Origin of the sequence: Streptomyces yerevanensis, from assembly GCF_000716805.1 — a bacterium.
Lineage (GTDB): Bacteria > Actinomycetota > Actinomycetes > Streptomycetales > Streptomycetaceae > Streptomyces > Streptomyces flaveus.
Map to the genome: position 1 here is coordinate 397429 of NZ_JNWJ01000001.1, position 17424 is coordinate 414852.

14 protein-coding genes are annotated in these 17424 nt (G+C 69.8%); 8 read left to right on the plus strand and 6 right to left on the minus strand.

Features of this window, described 5'->3' with window-relative positions:
* Positions 1–12: 12 nt before the first annotated feature.
* Positions 13–1353 (minus strand): histidinol dehydrogenase, encoded by a 1341-nt coding sequence (gene hisD, locus OP79_RS01790; RefSeq protein WP_033318051.1) that lies wholly within the window; start codon positions 1351–1353, stop codon positions 13–15.
* 182 nt (positions 1354–1535) lie between these two features.
* On the opposite strand from hisD, the gene OP79_RS01795 reads away from it, so the two are divergent.
* The 4 genes from OP79_RS01795 to ybaK all read left to right on the plus strand — a co-directional run bounded on the left by OP79_RS01795 (position 1536) and on the right by ybaK (position 5592).
* The gene (locus tag OP79_RS01795) at positions 1536–3128 is read left to right on the plus strand and encodes a hypothetical protein (RefSeq protein ID WP_033318052.1); all 1593 of its coding nucleotides are present in this window, start codon (positions 1536–1538) and stop codon (positions 3126–3128) included.
* Between the two features lie 147 nt (positions 3129–3275).
* A complete protein-coding gene (locus OP79_RS01800; RefSeq protein WP_033318053.1) occupies positions 3276–4322 on the plus strand; it encodes a hypothetical protein in 1047 nt (348 codons plus the stop codon).
* Positions 4323–4333: 11 nt separating this feature from the next.
* The gene (locus OP79_RS01805) at positions 4334–5074 is read left to right on the plus strand and encodes an LON peptidase substrate-binding domain-containing protein (protein ID WP_033318054.1); all 741 of its coding nucleotides are present in this window, start codon (positions 4334–4336) and stop codon (positions 5072–5074) included.
* A 17-nt stretch (positions 5075–5091) separates the two neighbouring features.
* Positions 5092–5592, plus strand: coding sequence for a Cys-tRNA(Pro) deacylase (gene ybaK / locus OP79_RS01810; protein WP_033318055.1), 501 nt, complete (start codon positions 5092–5094; stop codon positions 5590–5592).
* A gap of 365 nt (positions 5593–5957) precedes the next feature.
* Here ybaK and OP79_RS01815 read toward each other — a convergent pair whose 3' ends face one another.
* The 4 genes from OP79_RS01815 to OP79_RS01830 all read right to left on the minus strand — a co-directional run bounded on the left by OP79_RS01815 (position 5958) and on the right by OP79_RS01830 (position 10037).
* On the minus strand, positions 5958–6662 hold the full coding sequence (locus OP79_RS01815) for an AAA family ATPase (RefSeq protein ID WP_078491553.1): 705 nt from the start codon (positions 6660–6662) through the stop codon (positions 5958–5960).
* A gap of 34 nt (positions 6663–6696) precedes the next feature.
* Entirely contained in the window at positions 6697–7521 is an 825-nt protein-coding gene (locus OP79_RS01820; protein ID WP_033318057.1) for an ABC transporter permease, read from the minus strand.
* A 64-nt stretch (positions 7522–7585) separates the two neighbouring features.
* The gene (locus tag OP79_RS01825; protein WP_211270713.1) at positions 7586–8617 is read right to left on the minus strand and encodes an ABC transporter ATP-binding protein; all 1032 of its coding nucleotides are present in this window, start codon (positions 8615–8617) and stop codon (positions 7586–7588) included.
* Positions 8618–8819: 202 nt separating this feature from the next.
* A complete protein-coding gene (locus OP79_RS01830) occupies positions 8820–10037 on the minus strand; it encodes an NYN domain-containing protein (protein WP_033318147.1) in 1218 nt (405 codons plus the stop codon).
* 226 nt (positions 10038–10263) lie between these two features.
* Here OP79_RS01830 and OP79_RS55150 point away from each other — a divergent pair, with 226 nt between their 5' ends.
* A complete protein-coding gene (locus tag OP79_RS55150; protein WP_157857262.1) occupies positions 10264–10437 on the plus strand; it encodes a hypothetical protein in 174 nt (57 codons plus the stop codon).
* Between the two features lie 128 nt (positions 10438–10565).
* On the opposite strand, the gene dnaE is transcribed toward OP79_RS55150, so the two are convergent.
* Positions 10566–14105 (minus strand): DNA polymerase III subunit alpha, encoded by a 3540-nt coding sequence (gene dnaE, locus OP79_RS01835; protein WP_033318148.1) that lies wholly within the window; start codon positions 14103–14105, stop codon positions 10566–10568.
* A 225-nt stretch (positions 14106–14330) separates the two neighbouring features.
* Here dnaE and OP79_RS01840 point away from each other — a divergent pair, with 225 nt between their 5' ends.
* From OP79_RS01840 to OP79_RS01850, 3 genes are all read left to right on the plus strand, one after another.
* Positions 14331–15659, plus strand: a complete 1329-nt coding sequence (locus OP79_RS01840) for a DUF2252 domain-containing protein (RefSeq protein ID WP_033318059.1) — start codon at positions 14331–14333, stop codon at positions 15657–15659.
* Between the two features lie 98 nt (positions 15660–15757).
* Complete coding sequence (locus OP79_RS01845; protein WP_033318060.1) at positions 15758–16447, plus strand: hypothetical protein; 690 nt, start codon at positions 15758–15760, stop codon at positions 16445–16447.
* 56 nt (positions 16448–16503) lie between these two features.
* Complete coding sequence (locus tag OP79_RS01850; protein ID WP_033318061.1) at positions 16504–17316, plus strand: thioredoxin domain-containing protein; 813 nt, start codon at positions 16504–16506, stop codon at positions 17314–17316.
* Positions 17317–17424 lie beyond the last annotated feature (108 nt).

The following is a 17424-nucleotide window of genomic DNA, read 5'->3' on the forward strand; positions in this document are numbered from 1 at the left end:
TGCCAAAGGAACTCACTTGCCGGGCACCTTCCACTCGAAGCGTGCCTTGATGGCCGCACCGTGCGCAGGCAGGTCCTCGGCCTCGGCGAGCGTCACCACGTGGTGCGCCACCTCGGCGAGGGCCTCGCGCGTGTAGTCGACGATGTGGATGCCACGCAGGAAGGACTGGACGCTGAGCCCCGAGGAGTGGCAGGCGCAACCGCCGGTCGGCAGGACGTGGTTGGAGCCCGCCGCGTAGTCGCCCAGCGAGACGGGCGCCCAGGGGCCGATGAAGATCGCGCCCGCGTTCGTCACGCGGTCGGCCACCGAGCCGGCGTCGGCCGTCTGGATCTCCAGGTGCTCCGCGCCGTACGCGTTCACGACCCGCAGGCCTTCGTCCACACCGGAGACCAGCACGATCGCGGACTGCCGGCCCGCGAGCGCCGGGGTGATCCGGTCCTCGATGTGCTTGGTGGCCGCGACCTGCGGCTGAAGCTCCTTCTCGACCGCGTCGGCCAGCGCCACGGAGTCCGTGACGAGGACGGCCGCCGCGAGCGGGTCGTGCTCGGCCTGGCTGATCAGGTCGGCGGCGACGTGCACCGGGTCGGCGGTCTCGTCGGCGAGGACCGCGATCTCGGTCGGGCCGGCCTCGGAGTCGATGCCGATCTTGCCGGTGAAGTAGCGCTTGGCGGCGGCGACCCAGATGTTGCCGGGGCCGGTGACCATGTTGGCGGGCGGGCAGGACTCGGTGCCGTACGCGAACATCGCGACGGCGGTCGCACCGCCGGCCGCGTACACCTCGTCGATCCCGAGCAGTGCGCACGCGGCGAGGATCGTGGGGTGCGGCAGGCCGCCGGCTGGGTCATTTTCAAAAGCGGGGGCCTGCGCCGGAGAGGCGAGGGCGATCGACTGGACGCCGGCCTCCTGCGCGGGCACCACGTTCATGATCACGGAGGAGGGGTAGACGGACCGGCCGCCGGGCGCGTACAGACCGACCCGATCGACCGGCACCCACTTCTCGGTCACCGAACCGCCGGGCACAACCTGGGTGGTGTGCGTCGTGCGGCGCTGCTCGCGGTGGACGATGCGGGCGCGGCGGATGGACTCCTCCAGGGCCGCGCGGACGGCGGGGTCGAGCTCCGCGAGGGCCCGCTCGATCGCCGCGGTGGGTACGCGCACCTGGTCCAGCCGTACGCCGTCGAACTTCTCCGCGTAGTCGATCAGCGCCGCGTCGCCCCGATGATGCACGGCCTCGCAGATCGGACGCACCTTCTCCAGGGCGGCCGAGACGTCGAAGTCGGCTCGGGGCAGCAGGTCGCGCAGGGCGGGGCCCTCGGGGAGGGCATCGCCGCGCAGATCGATTCGAGAGATCACGTGGCCAATTCTCTCAGACGGCGATCGAGCGCCGGACGGCTGTATCAATCGCTGATACGACACCCTCCCCGAACCCACCCCGACGGATCGCATTCACCATGAGTGTTCAAGCCGTCACTCAGCGGGCATCACCTGAACGACTGTACGAAACCCGCGAGTAGCCAGGGGAGGAAGGAAGAGCCGTGGCCGAGGGTGCCGCCATCCGGCACGGGATCCGGGACGCGGATCCGCCGGACGATCTGACCGCCGCCGAGACGGGAATGTGGCAGGCGTTCCGCAACGGCAGCATGTACGACCTGCGCACCGGGGACACCACCGCGGACGATCCGCACGGCGGCCGTCCATGGGGCCCGGAGCGGAGTGTGAGGGCGCGCGTCGTGGCCATGCTGCTGCTGAACGGACCGCCCGCGCTGGACGGCCGCGTCTCGTCCCTGAAGCTGACCGGCATCCGGATCACCGGCGTACTCGATCTCGCGGGCGGCACGATCGTCCCGTATGTCGAGATGAAGGGCTGCCGTTTCGAGAAGGAACTCCTGCTGCCGGAGGCCCGGTTCACGACCGTGCGCCTGGTCGGCTGCTCGGTGCCACGGTTGGAGGCGGCCCGGCTGCACACCGAGGGCGATCTGCATCTGCCGCGCTGCCGCTTCCACAACGGCGTACGCCTCACCGACGCGCACATCGGCACGGATCTGCTGCTCAACCAGGCCGTGGTCCACCGGGACCGGCACGGCCGCTCGATCACCGGCGACGGGATGACCGTCGGCCAGGACCTGCAGGCCGAAATGCTGGAGTCCGACGGCGAGTTGAGCCTGCGCGGCGCCACGGTGGGCGTCTCGCTCAGTCTGCGCGGCAGCCGGCTGAAGAACCCGCACGACCGGCTGGCGCTGAACGCCCCTCAGCTGACCGTCGAGCGCACGCTCTATATGACGCCCGCGGGCGTCGGCAATCCGCAGCAGACCAGCGGCAGAACTCCGGCGCGTGGGACGCGGGTGCAGCGGTTCGCGTGCGAGGGCGGAATCCGCCTGGACGACGGGCGGTTCGGGGACGCGGTGGACTTCGAGCAGGCCCGCTTCGTCCTCAGGGACGACCAGGAGATATCGCTGCGCCGCGTGCAGGTTCCCGAGCTGCGCTTCCTCGGGGAGCGGCCGCGACGCGGGCGGATCGTGCTGTCCGGCGCCCGGGTCGTCAACCTCATGGATGCGGCGAGCAGTTGGCCGGGCGCGGGCCAGCTGCAGATGGGCGGCTTCCAGTACGAGAGCCTCGTGCCGCGCGGCCCGTTCCCGCTGGCCCGGCGCCTGGAGTGGGTGGCCGCGGCGACCCCCGAGTACAGCCCGGAGCCGTACGAGCGCCTGGCGGCCGTGCTGCGCGACGGCGGCGAGGACGAGGACGCGCGCGAAGTGCTGCTCGCCAAGCAGCGCCACCGCCGCGAGTTCCTGCCGCCCGCGGCCAGACTCTGGGGGTACGTACAGGACTGGACGGTCGCCTACGGGTACCGGCCGGGACGGGCCGCCGTATGGATGGCGGTGCTGTGGGCGGCGACCTCCCTCGCCTTCCGCCATGCCGACCACCCGCCGATCAAGACGGGCGAGCATCCGCCGTGGAACCCCTCCCTCTTCGCCCTGGACCTGCTCCTGCCCGTCATCGACCTCGGCCAGGTGGGCTACTGGCAGCTGCACGGCAGCTGGCAGTGGCTGGCCGCGGCGGTGATCCTGCTCGGCTGGATCCTGGCGACGGCGGTGGCGGCAGGCGCGACACGGCTCCTGCGCCGGGGCTGAACCGTAATCTGAACACGCACAACCCTGGCCGCAGTTCGGCCGTCTTCTCACCGAACCATCAATTGAGCAACCACGACGGCGAGCATTGGGTCCGCGAGAGCGGCGCCGGTTTAGGCGCAAAAGACAGTCGCAGAGGGGAGCACTTCCATGGCCTTACTGCGCGCGTTCGTCCGTACCGCCCGGATGGCACGGAACACCTCCCGGCTCGCCGCCGGTCTGCCCGGCGACGACGAGGTCCTGCTCGACGCCGCGGACGAGCGGCTCGCGCCGGCGCTGGTCGCCGCGGGCCAGGGCGAGTACGAGCCCGCGGCCAAACTGCTCGCCACCACGCGCGAGGCCGCCGAGTGGGAGAACCGCGACCGGTACGCGACGCGCCTCGCCGCCTTCGCCCGCTCCCGGCCCGAGTGGTTCGCGCTCTGGCGGTACGCGGCCCCGCACGACCCCGACGCGCTACTGATCAAGGCCGAGCTGGCGATGTGCCGGGGCTGGGAGTCACCGGCCCGCGCCGAACTGCTGCGCCAGGTCGCGCCGTTGATCGCCACGGCCGCCGAGGGCGACCCGCGCGATCCGGTGCCGTGGCGGATCGCGCTGGACCACGCCCGGGGCACGAACGCGTCGCACACCGAGTTCGAGGAGCTGTGGGCTCAGGCCGTACGCCGCTCCCCGCACCACTACGGCTGCCACGTTTCCGCCCTCCAGTACCTGTCTGCCGCGTGGTACGGCTCGCACCGCGAGTGCTTCGACTTCGCCGAGCGGGCCGCGCAGGACGCGCTGCCGGGCTCCCTCGTCCAAGCACTGCCCGTGCGCGCGGCCTTCGCGTATCTGACCGAGGAGGGCGGCAGATCCACGGTGCCGCGCGACCGCCTGGACGCGGCGGCCGATCTCGCGATCGCCCTGTCGCAGGAGTACGCGCCCGCCGACCCGTGGCCCGCCCAGGTCCGCAACCTGCTCACCTACGTGCTGGTCCGGCTCGAACGCTGGGAGGACGCGCTGGCGCAGCTGCGCCGGATCGGGCCGTACGCCACCTCGTTCCCCTGGGACCGGATCTCGGACGACCCGCTCGGGCAGTTCCTCGAACTCCGGGACGGTGTACGGCTGGAAGTGGCCGCGCGCACGCCGTTCAAGCTACGGAGCGCGGCGCCCGCGCGTCCGCTGAGTGACCACGGCGAACCTGCCCATCCCGGAGACCATTAGGCTTTTGCGTCGTGACCACCGTCCGGCTTCCCCTCTTCCCCCTGAACACGGTGCTGTTCCCGGGCCTCGTGCTGCCCCTGAACATTTTCGAGGAGCGCTATCGCGCCATGATGCGTGAGTTGCTGAAGACTCCCGAGGACGAACCGCGCCGGTTCGCCGTCGTCGCCATCCGCGACGGCCACGAGGTCGCGCCCAGCGCTCAAGGGCTGCCGGACCAGACGGCCGTACCGGAGCGCGGGCCCGCGGCCGGTTTCGGCGACGATCCCGCCGGGGCCTTCCACAAGGTGGGCTGCATCGCGGACGCGGCGACCATCCGGGAGCGGGCCGACGGCAGCTTCGAGGTGCTGGCCACCGGGACGAGGCGCGTACGGCTGCTCTCGGTGGACGCGTCCGGCGCATTCCTGACGGCCGAGCTGGAAGAGCTGGAGGAGGACCCGGGCGAGGAGGCGGGGGCGCTGGCCGAGGGGGTACTGCGGGCCTTCCGTCAGTACCAGAAGCGGCTGGCCGGGGCTCGCGAACGGTCCCTGTCGACCGGGGGCGAGCTGCCGGACGAGCCGTCCGTCGTCTCCTACCTGGTCGCGGCGGCGGCGATGCTCGACGTACCGGCGAAACAGCGCCTGCTGCAGGCCCCGGACACGGCGTCACGCCTGCGCGAGGAGCTGAAATTGCTGCGCGCGGAGACGGCGATCATCCGTAATCTGCCGTCACTGCCCGCGACGGAGCTGACTCGCGGGCCGACGAGTCTCAACTGACGTAAGGCTTGGTTCCGTTGGCGAAGAAGTCGAAGAAGCAGCAACCCGGGGGAACCCCCGCCACGGTGGCGCTCACCGCTGCCGGGGTCGAGTTCACGGTGCACGCGTACGAGCACGACCCCTCCCACCCCTCATACGGCGAGGAGGCGGCCGAGGCGATGGGCGTGTCCCCCGAGCGGGTCTTCAAGACCCTGGTGGCGGACGTCGACGGAGCCCTGACGGTCGCCGTGGTCCCGGTCGCGGGCTCACTGGACCTGAAGGCGCTGGCGGCGGCGGTGGGCGGCAAACGCGCCACGATGGCCGACCCGGCGGCGGCAGAGCGCACGACGGGCTACGTCCGCGGCGGCATCTCCCCCCTCGGCCAACGCAAGAAACTCCGCACGATCCTCGACTCCTCGGCCTCGGTCCACCCCACGATCTGCGTATCGGCAGGCCGCCGCGGCCTGGAAGTCGAACTCTCCCCGAGGGACCTGGCCGAGCTCACGGAAGCGACCTCGGCGCCGGTGGCCCGCACGTGACCTCTCGACGAATGCCGCACTTTCGGCTAAACCGAGAACATGTCGAAGAAAACACGCAAACGTAAGTGGCGCATGAAGAAGGGCCGCTCGAATCATGGGCATAGGCCCGCGTAGGGATAAGGGCGGTTGGTGCCGCTGAGGCGGCACCAACCGCCCGCCTGCACACCCACACCCACCTGCACTATTCAGCCAAGCCCAGCCACAACCAGCCCGTCCGGTGCTTGAGGACGAGGCCGTTCAGGCCGACGCGGGGTCTGGGGGCGCAGCCCCCAGCGGGGTCCAGGGGCGGAGCCCCTTGGTATGGGACGGGTAGGGGCGGCGGGGGCGAAAACCCGTGGCGCCCAGCCCCCGCAAGAACCCCGCCCCTACGCCGGAGGCGCCCCGTAAGGGCTCTGCTGATACGGATCCGGTTCAGGGTCCCGCGGCCCGAACAACGCCGTCAGCCCCAGGTGAACCACCAGCGCCGCCACGGACCAGGCCAGCAACGCCCCCTTCGCCTCAAGCTCCAGCGGCGCCGCGAACGTGACCCCCCGGCCCACCTCCCGAGCATGCGCCGCCACATCCTGCGTAGGCCCGAGCCAGACCCCGAGCCGCCAGGCAAGCAACGAACCGAGCACACCCCCGACCGTGAGCGCGACAACGACCCCGATCCCCCCGCGTCGCCGCAGCGCGAACACGACCAGCGCACTCACCAGCCCGAACCCGAGCGCGAGCAGAGTGAACGTCCCGTCCACCGCGATGGCCTGCTCCCCCTCCGTGTCCTTGAGATAGACCGCGGACGCGTCCGAGACCAACGGCACCTCAGGAGCGAGCCACCACCACAGCACCCCGAGCAACGCCCCGCCGACCGCCATCGCGAACGCGATGACAGCGGCCTCCCGCACTTCGGTCTTCATCCCGAGGCCGTCCTCCTGATAACCGACGGATCCGCCCGCACCAGCAGCGGCGGCGGGCGGCGGCGCCTGCCAGGCAGGGTGCGGAGACTGCTGATCCGGAGACTGCTGATCCGGAGACTGCTGATCCGGAGAAGGGCGATGCGGCGGCTGGGGCGGAGTAAGCGGTGCGGTCACCCTGACATCGTGCCAGGCTCGGCTGTGGGCCGCGTCATCGGACGGCGGCCCGACGATAGGCCCAGGTCGCGACAGCCAGCGAGACGACCCCGACCCCCGCGCACACGGCGAGGTCGAGCACGACGATCCCCCAGTCGGGATTCGCCCCGAAGGTCAACCCGAAGGCCTCGACACCGTACGTGGACGGCAGCAGATCCCGCGCGTACTGGACGACGGCAGGCAGCCGGTCCGCCGGCAGCACCCCGAGCAGCAGCGCCGCCGACATCCCCAACTGCCCGAGCAGCGTGGCGAGTTCGGGCCGCGGCGCCAGCAGCCCGAGCGCGGCTCCGAGCCCGGCGAGCGCCGCACCGGCGAGCGGGATCACGGCGGCGAGGATCCACAGATTCGCCATCGGCAGGCCGAACAGCACACACCCGAAGACGGCGGTGACCACGGTCCCCGGCACGGTGAAGGAGGCGTACGCACCCGCCGCACCCAGCACCACCGCCGCCGGCGGCACCGGCAACGTCGCGTAATGATCGAGCCCACCGCTCGCACGCAGCTGCCCGAAGTACTGAGCGAGCAGATTCAGCGCGACGAACGCGACGACGAGCACCGACGAGCCCGCCACCACGGCCCGCGCCTCGCCCCCGCCGTCCACCACCCCGCGCATCAGGACCATGATCCCGATCGACTGGAAGGTGGCCACGAACAGCAGCGGAATCCGCGCGACCCGCGCCCGGGACAGCTGAGCCCGGTACACGGCGCACAGCGCGGGCCACAGCCGGGCACGCGGCCCGAGCTCGGCGGCTTGTTGCGCGACGGCGTCCTCGACGGGGAGGGCGCGGCCCGGCAGGACCTCGGCGGGTACGACACTCACGTCGAGCGGCTCCTGTTCGCTTCAGCTGTCGTCCTGTTCCGTACGGCCAGAGCGGCCCGAACACTCACGCCTTGACCAACCCCCGTACATTGCCGGCGCTCCCGCCCAGCGCCAGATACACGTCTTCGAGGCTCGGTGTGGCGAGCGTGAAGTCGTCCAGGGCGGCGAACGCGGCCCCGCCCGTGACGGCGGCGACGGCCGCGCGGGCCTCCTCGGGGGCGAGGCGCAGCGCCCAGCGGCGGCCGGACTCGACGGCACGGTCGCGCAGCGCGGCGACCTCGGGAACGTCGAGAGGCGCGCGCTCGCGCCAGACGAGTTCGAGGCGCACCTCGCCCGCGACCTGCTCCTTCAGCCCGGAGGGGGTGTCGCAGGCGATGACACGGCCCTGGTCCATCACGGCGACACGGTCGAGAACCGTCTCGGCCTCGATGACGTTGTGGGTGACCAGGAGAACCGTCGTGCCGTTGTCGGCCCGGCGCCGGTCGACGGCGCCCCAGACGGCGCGACGGGCGATCGGGTCCATGCCGGCGGTCGGCTCGTCGAGTACGAGCAGCGGCCGCTCACCCACGAGTGTGGCGGCGAAGCAGGCGAGCCGCCGCTGCCCGCCGGACAGTTTCCGCAGCGGCCGCGATGCGAGGGCAGTGAGACCCAGCTCCTCGAGGACGGTGTCCCGCTCGGCCCGCGCGCTGCGCACATCGAGCCCGCGCAGCCGCCCGGTGGTCTCCGCGGCGAGCGACACCGTCAGCTCGTCGAGCGCGGTGGACTCCTGTCCGAGGTACGCGAGGATCCGCGCCGCCCGCTCGGGATGGCGCACGACGTCGTGCCCGAGGATCTCGACACTGCCTCGATCGGGACGCATCAGGCCGGTCAGCTGCCGTACGAGGGTGGACTTCCCGGCGCCGTTGGGCCCGAGCAGCCCGAAGATCTCGCCGCGCCGGATGTCGATCCGTACGCCGTCGGTGGCCCGCACCTCGGGTGTCCCGGGTGCCCCGCGCCGTCCGCGCACCGCCGGATAGGTCTTGGTCAGATCCCGCACCGCGCACACGACATCCCCACCGTGCCCGTGCCGGGCTGTCTGTGCGGTGCGCGTACTCACGAGGGACGAGACTACGGGGTCGCGGGCGCCGCATCGCGCTCGGGGCACCATCGGGGTCGAAACCGGGACACCGCGGGGCCTGCCGCTCCACTCCCCGGCGGGCGCGTGCTCCGCGCCCCGCAAGGGGCGCGGGGAACTGCGCGACCAGCCACAACGAACCCGCAGTCGCCTACGAACAAAACCCCCCCGAGCTACTAGGCGCTCACTCCCCCGCGGGAGCGTGTTCCGCAGCCGTCCGTACATCGATCTCCCGCCAGAACCCGGCCCGGATCGCGTACCGATCATGCTCGTCGATCTGGTCGTCCTTGTGCGCGAGCAGCCCGAACCGCGCCGCGTACCGCAACAGCTCCCCGTCGATCCGGTGCGGCACCCGCGGATACATCGTGGACAGCTTCTGCAGATGCGCCGGATCGGACAGCCGTCCCATCCAGCGCCGGGCGAACACCTGCCCGACCTCGTACGGATCCCCGCTCACCGCCGTGATGTCCTCCTCGCGGTCGGCCCACCGCTGCTCGGCCGTGGTGAGCTGCGCGAGCGTCGGCAACGCGGCCGCGTCCGCGGACTCGGCGGCGCCGGGCCGGTCGACCCACCCCTTGTCGGAGGACCACCGCAGCGTGGCGTTGGCGGGGGCATGCTGGGTGGCCTGCGCACCGGGCGCGCGCAACGCCGCCAGATCCTTCGGCGTCGGCACCCCCTTCGCGGCCGACCCCCGTTCCTGGGTGCCGTTCTCACTCGGCGCCGGCTGCGAGTGGTCCTGCTCCCGCGCGTCCCGCTCGCTCCTGGAGGGCATCGCGGACTCGGGCAGCGGCGCGGAGAGGATCGCGGCGATCTCGGGCCGCGGCGCGGGCTGCGGCGCGCAGATCCCGCCGAACTCCTTGGCCCGTACGGCCTTGGTGATCCACGTCCGGTCCAGTACGCGGCGCTCGTCGGCCTCCGCGACCAGGTCCTCGGACTGGTTGTAGTCGCCGTCAGCGGCCTGCACGGCCCACAGGTGTACGGCGACCCCGTGCTCTTTGGCGGCCATCATGCCCGGCAGCAGATCCCCGTCACCGGTCACCAGGACCACGTCGGAGCAGGCCCGGTTGCGCGCCAGCTCGGTGAGCTCGGCGTGCATTGCGGCGTCGACACCCTTCTGCGCCCACCGCCCGTCACTACGGGTAAGTGCACCCAGACGTACGGTCACCCTGGGCATCACGCGCAGCCTGCGGTGCTCGGGCTGCGGCACGCGGTCGGGGGCGCCGTCGAACCAGTAGATGCGCAACAGGGGCCGTTCCGTGTCGGACTCGGCGCGCTCGCGCAACCCCTGGATCAGGGCGGCGTGGTCGACGGTGATCCGGGACCTCGAAGGCTCCCCGGCCAGAAGACTGGCGGCGGCCCCGAGCAGATACCCGGCGTCCACCAGGACGATGCAGCGGTCCACGCGATCCACCCTCTTTCCGGGAGGTTTGCTTCGGGCTTCCTTCGAGTCTGCCCGACTGCGCGGAGGTTAACGGCCGGAACTCGATCTTCGGCGTGGCGTATCGGAAGTTCACTCTCCGCTGTGCCTTATTACGCACGGTAATTCTCCGACATGCGCGGCTTCTGCGCCTATGTGAATCTGATCCCGGTCCTGGCCCCTAGGTAACCCCAACAGGAGGCAGATCACCATGGCCAAGAACAAGAACCGCAAGCAGGGCGGCCCGCAACAGCGCGGCACACAGGAGCAAGCCCGGCGTGGCGCCGAGGAGTTGGCGTCCGCCGCCGAGCAGACCGAATCCGCACCGGGCCCCGACCGGTTCACCTCCGGCGGCAAGCGGCAGAAGAAGTTCGGCCACAACTAGGGCCCGCCCGGCGGATCATGCCGGAGACGCGGGGTAGCACAGGGCGAGAGGGGCGCACCCGGACCGGGGCGCCCCTCATCGTTTTCCGTACGCGGTATTCAGTACGCGTCTGCTCAGTACGCGCCTGTTCAGCCGGCCAGGCAGGACGGGCCGAGCAGTACCTTCAAATCTCCGAAGAGCGCCGGGTCCGGCTTCACCCGGTGCCGGTCGAGTCGCAGCACCGTCGTCTTGCGCGGGCCCTGGAGCTTGATGCGTACCTCGCTGTCGCCCTTGTGATGGCTGAGGATCTCGCCGAGCCGGCTGACCATGGGCGGGGTGACCTTCAGCGCCGGAATCGTCAGGATGACGGGGGCGTTGGTGCCCGCGTTCGACAGATCCGGGACCTGGAGTTCCATGGCGACGAGGCGGGGTACGTCCTCCCGCTTGTCGAGGCGTCCCTTGACGAACACCACGGCGTCCTCGACGAGTTGGGTGGACACCAGCTGATAGGTGGCAGGGAAGAACATGCACTCCAGGGAGCCGGCCAGGTCCTCGACGGTGGCGATGGCCCAGGCGTTGCCCTGCTTGGTCATCTTGCGCTGGAGGCCGGAGATGATGCCGCCGATGGTGACGACCGCCCCGTCGCCGAAGTCGCCGCCGGTGAGCTGGGCGATGCCGGCGTCGGCCTTGTCGGACAGCACGTGTTCCAGGCCGAACAGCGGGTGGTCGGAGACGTACAGGCCGAGCATCTCCCGCTCCTGGGCGAGCAGATAGGCCTTGTCCCACTCGTCGTCGGTGAAGCTGACGTCCAGGCCGAAGCCGGGTTCGCTGGTCTCCTCCTCGCCCATGCCGCCGAAGAGGTCGAACTGGCCCTCGGCCTCCTTGCGTTTGACCGCCACCACGTTGTCGATCATCGGCTCGAACTGGGCGGTCAGCCCCTTGCGGGTGTGCCCCATGGTGTCGAACGCGCCTGCCTTGATGAGCGATTCGGTGGTGCGCTTGTTGCAGACGACCGCCTCGACCTTGTCGAGGTAGTCGGGGAAGGAGGCGTACTTTCCCTTCTCCTTGCGCGAGCGGATGATCGACTCCACGACGTTCGTACCGACGTTGCGGACCGCCGAGAGGCCGAAGAGGATCACGTCGTCGCCCTGGGCGGCGAAGTTGGACATCGACTCGTTGACGTTCGGCGGGAGCACCTTGATGCCCATGCGCCGGCATTCGTTGAGGTAGACGGCCGACTTGTCCTTGTCGTCCTTGACCGAGGTGAGCAGCGCGGCCATGTACTCGGCCGGGTAGTTCGCCTTGAGATACGCCGTCCAGTACGACACCAGCCCGTACGCGGCGGAGTGGGCCTTGTTGAAGGCGTAGCCGGCGAAGGGGACCAGCACGTCCCACAGGGCCTGGATCGCCTCGTCGCTGTAGCCGTTCTTCCGGGCGCCCGCCTGGAAGAGGACAAAGTTCTTCGCCAACTCGTCGGGCTTCTTCTTGCCCATCACCCGGCGCAGGATGTCGGCCTCGCCGAGCGAGTACCCGGCGATGATCTGGGCGGCCTTCTGCACCTGCTCCTGGTAGACGATCAGGCCGTAGGTGACCGCCAGGACCTCCTCGAGGGGCTCTTCGAGCTCCTTGTGGATCGGTGTGATCTCCTGGCGGCCGTTCTTGCGCTCCGCGTAGTTGATGTGCGAGTTCATGCCCATCGGGCCCGGCCGGTAGAGGGCCGAGACGGCGGAGATGTCCTCGAAGTTGTCGGGCTGCATCTGGCGGAGCAGCGAGCGCATCGGGCCGCCGTCGAACTGGAAGACGCCGAGGGTGTCACCGCGGCAGAGCAGTTCGAAGGTCTTGGGGTCGTCCAGCGAAAGGGAGAGCATCTCGAGGTCGATGCCCTTGTTGGCCTTCACCATCTTGATGGCGTCGTCCATGATCGTGAGGTTGCGCAGGCCCAGGAAGTCCATCTTCAGCAGGCCGAGCGACTCGCACTGCGGGTAGTCCCACTGCGTGATGGTCACGCCGTCGGTGTGCCGCACCCAGACCGGGGCGTGGTCGACGATGGGCTCGCTGGACATGATCACGCCGGCCGCGTGCACGCCCATCTGCCGGACCAGGCCCTCCACGCCCTTGGCGGTGTCGATGACCTTCTTCACGTCCGGCTCGTTCTCGTACATCGACCGGATCTCGCCCGCCTCGCTGTAGCGGGGGTGCGAGGGATCGGTGATGCCGTTCAGGTCGATGCCCTTGCCGAGTACATCGGCGGGCATCGCCTTGGTGAGCCGGTCGCCCATCGCGTACGGGTAACCCAGCACGCGCGCGGAGTCCTTGATGGCGTTCTTCGCCTTGATCTTGCCGTACGTGCCGATCATGGCGACCTTGTCGGCGCCGTACTTCTCCGTCACATACCTGATCACCTCCACGCGCCTGCGCTCGTCGAAGTCGATGTCGACATCGGGCATGGAGACACGCTCGGGGTTCAGGAACCGCTCGAAGATCAGGCCGTGCGGGATCGGGTCCAGGTCGGTGATGCCCATGGCGTACGCCACGATCGAACCGGCCGCGGAGCCACGGCCTGGTCCGACGGCGATGCCCTGCTCCTTGGCCCACATGATGAAGTCGGCGACAACGAGGAAGTACCCCGGGAACCCCATCTGGATGATGACGTCCATCTCGTACTCGGCCTGCTTCTGCCGGTCCTCAGGGATGCCGCCGGGGAAGCGGCGCTCCATGCCCCGGCGCACCTCCTCCTGGAACCAGGTGACCTCGGTGAAGCCCTCCGGGATGTCGAACTTCGGCATCAGGTTCTTCGCCTCGAACATGCCGGCGGTGTCGACCTGCTCGGCCACCAGCAGCGTGTTCGCACACCCCTGCTGCCAGGCGTCCGAGGAGTCGATCGCATACATCTCGTCGGTCGACTTCAGGTAGTAGCCGGTGCCGTCGAACTTGAAGCGGTCCGGATCCGAGACGTTCTTGCCGGTCTGGATGCACAGCAGGGCGTCATGCGCGGCCGACTCGTGCGCGTACGTGTAGTGCGAGTCGTTGGTCACCAGCGGCGGAATACCCAGCTTCTTGCCGATCTCCAGCAGCCCGTCGCGCACCCGGCGCTCGATCTCGATGCCGTGGTCCATCAGCTCCAGGAAGTACCGCTCCTTGCCGAAGATGTCCTGGTACTCGGCGGCCGCCTTCAGCGCCTCGTCGAACTGGCCGAGCCGCAGCCGGGTCTGCAACTCTCCCGACGGACACCCGGTGGAGGCGATCAGCCCCTCCGACCACTGGGAGATCGTCTCCTTGTCCATCCGCGGCCACTTCTGCAGCCAGCCCTCCGCATACGCGTCCGAGGACAGCTTGAACAGGTTGTGCAGGCCGGTCTTGTTCGCCGCCCAGATCGTCTTGTGTGTGTAACCACCGGAGCCGGACACGTCGTCCCGCTTCTGGTGCGGCTGGCCCCACTGGATCTTCCGCTTGTTGCGCCGTGACTCCGGCGCCACGTACGCCTCGATCCCGATGATCGGCGTCACCCCGGCCTTCTTGGCGGAGTGGAAGAAGTCGTACGCCCCGTGCAGGTTGCCGTGGTCGGACATCGCGATGTGCGTCATGCCCATCTCGTTGCACGCGTCGAACATGTCCTTCAGCCGCGCGGCACCGTCCAGCAGCGAGTACTGGGTGTGGACGTGCAGGTGCGTGAACGGCGGCTTTGACACGGTTTCGGCCTCCAAGGAGAACACGGGTCGACGGGGATCCGACAGGCTGCGGACAGTCTGGGGTCAGCGTCGAAGTCTATGCCTCGGCACTGACAATTCGAGGGCGCCCCCGCGTACGTTCACATGCGGGAAACGGGCACTCCCGCGTACCTTCGTCCGTTGGAAGAGGACGGACGATTCTGTCCCACTTGTCATGCATCACCCTGCACCTGGAGGCACCCCGCGATGTCGGATCCGCAGCTCAGCGCCGAGCACCGCGGCGAACAGATCCTCGCCGTCTTCGACACCGCCTTCGGCGAGCTGCTCGCCGCCGACCCGGCCGCGTTCCGCGTGAAGTTCCGGAAGATGGCCGCCTCGGCCTTCGCCTTCTACCGGGGCACGGCGTGCCTCTTCTACCACGACCTGGAGGAAGAAAAGCGGGGCGGCCCCTACCTGGACGAGCGGACGTCCCGCGTCTGGGTCCACGGCGACCTGCACGCCGAGAACTTCGGCACGTACATGGACGCCCAGGGCCGCCTGATCTTCAACGTCAACGACTTCGACGAGGCGTACGTCGGCCCCTTCACCTGGGACCTCAAGCGCCTCGCGGCCTCCGTGGCACTGATCGGGTACGCGAAGGCGCTCAGCGACGAGCAGATCACCGAGCTGGTGCGGATCTACGCGGCCTCGTACCGCGACCGGATCCACGCGCTCGCGACGGGCGCCAAGAGCGACGAGGTGCCTCCCTTCACGCTGGACACCGCCCAGGGCCCGCTCCTGGACGCGCTGCGCGACGCCCGCTCGCTGACCCGCTTCGGTCTCCTTGAGTCGATGACGGAGATCCGCGACTTCGAGCGCCGTTTCGCGCCGGGCGGCGGCTCCATCGAGCTGGACGCGGCCACGCGCTACAAGGTGCTCGCGGCCTTCGACGGCTACCTGGAGACGCTGCCGGAGTCTTCTCTGGCCCGCCCGGACTCGTATCGCGTGAAGGACGTCGTGGGCCGCCGCGGCATCGGCATCGGCTCGGCCGGTCTGCCCTCGTACAACATCCTTCTGGAGGGCGCCACCGACGCCCTGGAGAACGATGTGGTGATCTACATCAAGCAGGCCCAGACCCCGGCCGTCTCCCGACACATCACAGACCCGGCGATCCGCGAGTACTTCCAGCACGAGGGCCACCGCACGGTGATCTCGCAGCGCGCCCTCCAGGCGCACGCGGACCCGTGGCTCGGCTGGACCGAGCTGGACGGCGCGGGCCAGCTGGTCGCGGAGGTCTCGCCGTACGCGGTGGACCTGGACTGGGGCGACATCGACGACCCGGAGGAGATCGCGGCGGTCGTCGCCGACCTGGGGCGGGCCACGGCCACCATGCACGCGGCGGCGGACGACGAGAGCGGCCACTCCGATCTGGTGCCGTTCTCCACGGAGCGAGCCATCGACGCGGCGATCGCGGCGGACGAGTCCGGCTTCGGGGACCTCCTGGTGGACTTCGCCCACGCGTACGGGGCACGCGCGCGTGCCGACCACCAGATCTTCGTGGACCTGTTCCGCAACGGAAGGATCCCGGGACTGTAGACCTGCCGTAGACCTGCGGCAGGCCGGTGACCGCCCACCCGCTCACAGGGAGCTTTTAGCGCTCCCTTACAGGAGTACGTGACACACTCTCCACCGCTATGGACATATCCGGGACCCAGCTGAGAGCCGTACGCGCGGCACTGTTCACGGCAGTCGTCGTGACACTGTCCGTCGCGTCGCACGTGCTGCTGTCCCGGGCCCCGCTGCCGCTGGCCACCGTGGCCGCGCTCACCGCCGCCGTCTTCGTCATCTCGTACGCGCTGGCAGGACACGAGCGCGGCTTCGGGAGGATCGCCGCCCTGCTGATCCCGCTGGAGCTGGCCGCCGACACGCTGTTCACAGCGGGCCAGCACGCCTGTTACGGCAGGGCGGGCGGCCCGGTGGCGGGACCGCTGCGTTCGGTCGGCTTCGACTTCCTGTGCGCCGGTGAGGTCGGCACTCCGCTGGCCCGGATGACGCGGGAGGGCGACGGTGCCGCCGCTCTCCTCGCCCATGCCGATCCGGCCGCCGCCTGGGTGCTGCTCGCCGCACACGTCGGCGTCGGCCTCCTCGCGGCCGCCTGGCTGCGGCGCGGCGAGCGGGCCCTGGCCCAACTCCTGTGCGCGGCCGTCGCCTCCACGTTCCGGCCGCTGCTGGTCGCCGTCGCCACGGTGACCGTGCGGCCGGCGCCGGTACACCGGCTGCCGCGCCCCGTACGCCGTACGAGCGCACCCCGCAGCCACTTCTTCGTGCACTCCCTGGGACGGCGTGGACCGCCGTGCTCGCTCGTTCCCGCCTCAACGGCGTGAACCACGGCTGAGCCCAACAGTCCACATCCCCATGCCTTCACACGGAGAAAACGATCATGAGCAAGAGGAACAGCCAGGCAGCGAAGACGGCGGCCCGCGAGCGACTGCGCGCCGAGCGCGAGCGCCAGGCCAAGCGCGCCAAGATCAAGCGGCAGATCGTCGTCGCCGGCTCCGTCGTCGGTGTCCTCGCGATAGCCGGCGGCATCAGTTACGCCGTCGTCCAAGGCAACGAGCCCGGCTACTGGGAGGCCGCGAAAGACGACAAGCTCGTCAAGCCCGCCCACACCACCGGTGAGAACGGCACGACCGTCGTCATCGGCAAGACCAGCGCCAAGAAGACCCTGGAGATGTACGAGGACCCGCGCTGCCCGATCTGTGCGCAGTTCGAGCAGACGGTCGGCTCGACGGTCGACAAGGGCATCGAGGACGGGCAGTACAAGGTCCAGTTCATCGGCGCCACGTTCATCGACGACGCCACCCAGGGCGAGGGCTCCAAGAACGCGCTCAGCGCGATGGGCGCCGCCCTGAACGTCAGCACGGACGCCTTCCTGGAGTACAAGACCGCGCTCTACTCGGCGAAGTACCACCCCGAGGAGAGCCAGGACAAGTTCAAGGACGACTCGTACCTGATCGAGGTGGCCGACACCGTCGACGCACTGAAGGACAACAAGAAGTTCCAGACGGCGGTGGAGAACGGCACCTACGACAAGTGGGCGCTGCTCATGTCGGAGAAGTTCGACGACAGCGGTGTTCAGGGCACGCCGACGCTGAAGATGGACGGCAAGACGCTCACCGGCTCCGACGGCAAGAACGCGCCGATGACCGTCGCCGATTACGAGGCAGCGATCAGCAAGGCGCTGGCGGCCTGAGCGGGCCAGAGAGCGCTCAGGGGCCCGGGCAAAGGGCCTGAGCGAACCCGCGCCGAAGAGCGGGCGAACTTTCCGAGTTCGCCCGCTCTCGCCATGTACTGATCAGTA

Excerpts from the sequence above, each read along its gene's own strand:
- OP79_RS01800 (WP_033318053.1), top strand. The coding sequence starts at position 3,276 with ATGGCCTTACTGCGCGCGTTCGTCCGTACCGCCCGGATGGCACGGAAC.
- OP79_RS55150 (WP_157857262.1), top strand. The coding sequence starts at position 10,264 with ATGGCCAAGAACAAGAACCGCAAGCAGGGCGGCCCGCAACAGCGCGGC.
- OP79_RS01840 (WP_033318059.1), top strand. The coding sequence starts at position 14,331 with ATGTCGGATCCGCAGCTCAGCGCCGAGCACCGCGGCGAACAGATCCTC.
- OP79_RS01845 (WP_033318060.1), top strand. The coding sequence starts at position 15,758 with ATGGACATATCCGGGACCCAGCTGAGAGCCGTACGCGCGGCACTGTTC.
- OP79_RS01850 (WP_033318061.1), top strand. The coding sequence starts at position 16,504 with ATGAGCAAGAGGAACAGCCAGGCAGCGAAGACGGCGGCCCGCGAGCGA.